Raw genomic sequence first — 3,350 nt, forward strand, 5'->3', positions numbered from 1 at the left:
TGCTTGCGCATAGTCTTTTGCTTTCACTAGGCTACGGGCTTGTTCATACATCTCTTGCATCTCGTAACCTCATCTCTTTTTTACTCAGACATTTATTTTACCACAGCAAAACAGGCGTTCATTCGAGTCGATGAACGCCTGTTTTAGATTACTTATCAGAAATTTTTGATTCCATTGGATTTTGCAGGACATACCCCTCAGGTCGGGCTAGCTTAATGCTGTACCCCTTTTCCTTAAACATCTCGGCCACATCACCAATTAACTTGTTGCGCATGTATTCATCACGGTCCAACAAGTCTAAGCCGGCTGCTAAATCTTGGTCATTATCAACGGTCACATCGACCTCAGCTAGCGCTTGCTTAACGCGCTGTTGGACCATTTCAGCGTCATTGCGATAGTTTGCCATCAACCGCCACAAAATTTCACCTAGGATCACATCCCCATTCTGGGTATGCAACGCACTCGTTGCCTCCTTAGCCATGAATTGTTGCAAGCCATCCCCATAAACACGTAAAGCACGAACACCCTGCAATATTTCATCATCCATTTGGTGCTTAAAAATATCAACTGCCCTCAAAATACTCCTCCAAATATCATTTTTTATCATGATGCCGGATAAACGTGAAAATGCAGTAGGCGAAACCTGAAACAGTCTGACCAGATTGTGAAAAATCCGTTGCGTTTCTAATTGGTCTAGACAAAACCAGATATCTCTCGGTTGATTTTCACAATTTACACAAAGTCAGCAGGTAAATTGAAAGCAATACAATACTATTCAGCCATGCAAAGGAGTAGACAATATTATGGATGATGAAAGAGTCCTTCCTAAAGCCGTCGAAAAGCCGGCTGCCAAAGCGAAATCAAAGGTTTCCGCCCGTACAATTACGCTTGTCGCAGCCCTCTTATTAGGCTTTATCATGATTTACTTTGATAAAAATGCGATTGGAATCATTCTGGTCAGCATGCAACAGGACTTCGGGTTCAGTAACGTGCAAAAAGGAATGGTGATGTCCGCCTTCTTCATTGGATACGCTGCCATGCAAGTTCCGGCCGGAATTTTAAATACAAAGCTTGGGTCAAAGCCAATTTTGACATTCGCGATGGCTGCCATTGCTGTGTTTGCGACACTAGCTGGTTTTGCTAAGGCCGTCATGTTTATCATCGTGATTCGTTTCTTAGCCGGAGCGATTGCCCATTCTGGTTATGCGCCAAGTGCTGCTAAGGAGGTCGCCACTAAGTTACCACTGGATCAGCGTACGCTCGCACAAGGAATCCTGATTTCAGCTTCAGGAATTGCAGGGATTATTGTCCCCCTAGTGGTATCACCAGTTTTGGCGGATTACGGCTGGCAACGCGCCTTCTGGATGATTGCAGGCGCCTCAATTATCGTTGGCATAATCCTTCGCTTCGTCTTGCCAAGTGACAAAAAAACGAAAAATCTCACTGCTGATAACACTGATGATGTCGCGGTTGCAGAAGAAGTTCCAGCCGCTAAGCTACGGGAAGTCATTAGTGAATCATTTGTTTGGCTACTGGGTGTCTTAAACTTCACCATTAACGCCATGATGTACGGCATGCTTAATTGGATGCCATCTTATCTAATTCAATCAGTTGGTTTGAGTACAATCGTGCAAGGACATATCACGGCTATTGGTGGCGCGTCCTTCTTGGTCGGTGCAATTGGTGGTTCATATATCGTTGGTAAGTTCTTCTTCGGTAAAGAAAAGACAGTCATTGGCATTGCCGGCATGCTTGGGGCGTTGAGTTTGTTTACTGCCTCAATGTCAACCGATACTGGGTTGATTACAGTCGCCCTATCACTCGGTGAGTTCTTCTGTGCCACAACTTTCGTGACGTTGATGTCATTGCCTGTTAAGCGCTTTGCAGCCCACAAGTTTGGCCCATCATACGCCATTGTCGCAACTGGCGGCATCTTGGGTGGCATTGTGTCACCAACATTGATTGGTTTACTGGTTGATATGGCCAGCGGTGCCTACTTCATGGTCTTTATCTACTTTGTCATTTTGGGGGCATTACTGTTTGTTTTGTCGCGCTTCATTCCCAAGCACAAGCCAGTTGAAAACGAGGTGAATTAATATGGAAACAGTCCTAACACGCATTCCAGTTGCTGAACAACTTAAATGGCGCCGTTGGATGCACCAACACGCTGAAGTCTCATTTGAAGAATTTGAAACCACAGCCTACATTGAAAATTTGCTTCGTGATGTACCTGGGTTAACCATTGCCAAGCCCTCACCAACCGGTTTAGTCGCAACATTACACGGTGGTCACCCAGGCAAGACCCTTGCCTTGCGTGCCGACATCGATGCCCTACCAATGGACGAGTTAGCAGATGTTGACTTCAAGTCACTGAACCCCGGCGTGATGCACTCTTGTGGTCATGATGTTCACGCCGCCATTCTTCTTGGGGCCCTCTTCGCGCTGGTGGAAACGCGTGACGCCTTGCACGGTGACGTGAAGTTCATCTTCCAAGCAGCCGAAGAAGTCCCACCTGGTGGTGCAATTGCCCTCGTTGAAGCTGGCGTGCTCGACGACGTTGATGAAGTATTTGGACTCCACGTCTTTCCAGATACCGCAACCGGTTCAGTTGGCTTTGCATACGGCCCTGTAACAGCATCATCTGACCTCTTCAACTTGACGATTAAGGGACGTGGCGCTCACGCGATGGCACCAGAACAATCAATCGATCCAATTACAATTGGTACGGAGATTATTCAATCGATCAATAACATGATTGCCCGCCGTGTCGCACCAGATGAGCCAGCATTGGTTTCTTGGGGACAGTTCACGGCTGGTTCCGTCAACAATGTTATCCCGCATACAGCGCACATTAAAGCATCTGTACGCTCGCGCAACCCACAGGTCCGCGCTGACATGGAACGCATGATTCGCGACATTATCAAGCATGTGTGTGCGATGTACGGGGCCGAGTATGACCTAGACTTCCAAAAAGGTTACGGTTCCGTCATCAACAGCAAGGAACAAACGGATCAAGTGATTGATGCAGCACGTGAAGTGGTTGGTGAAGAACGGATGTATCCAATGCCACCATTGATGGCTGGTGAGGATTTCTCAGCCTACACGGATGTTCGGCCAGGTACATTTTTCGGCTTAGGCTCTGGGTTAGCGGTAGATGGTTATGAGTTTATCAATCACCACCCGAAGTTTATTGTTGATGAGGCCTGCATGCCAGTTGGTTCAGCCATGTTTGTTAAGTTAGTTGAAAACAGTTTGAAGTAAGCGATAAAGCATACCGGGTGATCGGTATGCTTTTTTCTGTCGTTTTGCACCGGTCGTGCTAGCGCACGAGCAAGGTGGGTGGGACGTCT

At 47.0% G+C, this 3,350-nt stretch carries 3 protein-coding genes; 2 read left to right on the top strand and 1 reads right to left on the bottom strand.

Going from position 1 to position 3,350, the window contains the following annotated elements:
- Window positions 1–148: 148 nt before the first annotated feature.
- Entirely contained in the window at window positions 149–577 is a 429-nt protein-coding gene (locus tag WEIDD23_RS11230; RefSeq protein ID WP_242865520.1) for a hypothetical protein, read from the bottom strand.
- 226 nt (window positions 578–803) lie between these two features.
- Here WEIDD23_RS11230 and WEIDD23_RS11235 point away from each other — a divergent pair, with 226 nt between their 5' ends.
- Together WEIDD23_RS11235 and WEIDD23_RS11240 are read left to right on the top strand one after the other, a co-directional pair.
- Window positions 804–2,096 (top strand): MFS transporter, encoded by a 1,293-nt coding sequence (locus WEIDD23_RS11235; RefSeq protein WP_062359041.1) that lies wholly within the window; start codon window positions 804–806, stop codon window positions 2,094–2,096.
- Window position 2,097: 1 nt separating this feature from the next.
- The gene (locus WEIDD23_RS11240) at window positions 2,098–3,261 is read left to right on the top strand and encodes a M20 metallopeptidase family protein (protein ID WP_010369682.1); all 1,164 of its coding nucleotides are present in this window, start codon (window positions 2,098–2,100) and stop codon (window positions 3,259–3,261) included.
- Window positions 3,262–3,350: the final 89 nt, after the last annotated feature.

The sequence above is a fragment of the Weissella sp. DD23 genome, assembly GCF_001579105.1.
GTDB lineage: Bacteria > Bacillota > Bacilli > Lactobacillales > Lactobacillaceae > Weissella > Weissella cibaria.

Bases quoted from the DNA above. Each gene is read 5' to 3' on its own strand.
- WEIDD23_RS11235 (WP_062359041.1), top strand. From the start codon at position 804: ATGGATGATGAAAGAGTCCTTCCTAAAGCCGTCGAAAAGCCGGCTGCC.
- WEIDD23_RS11240 (WP_010369682.1), top strand. From the start codon at position 2,098: ATGGAAACAGTCCTAACACGCATTCCAGTTGCTGAACAACTTAAATGG.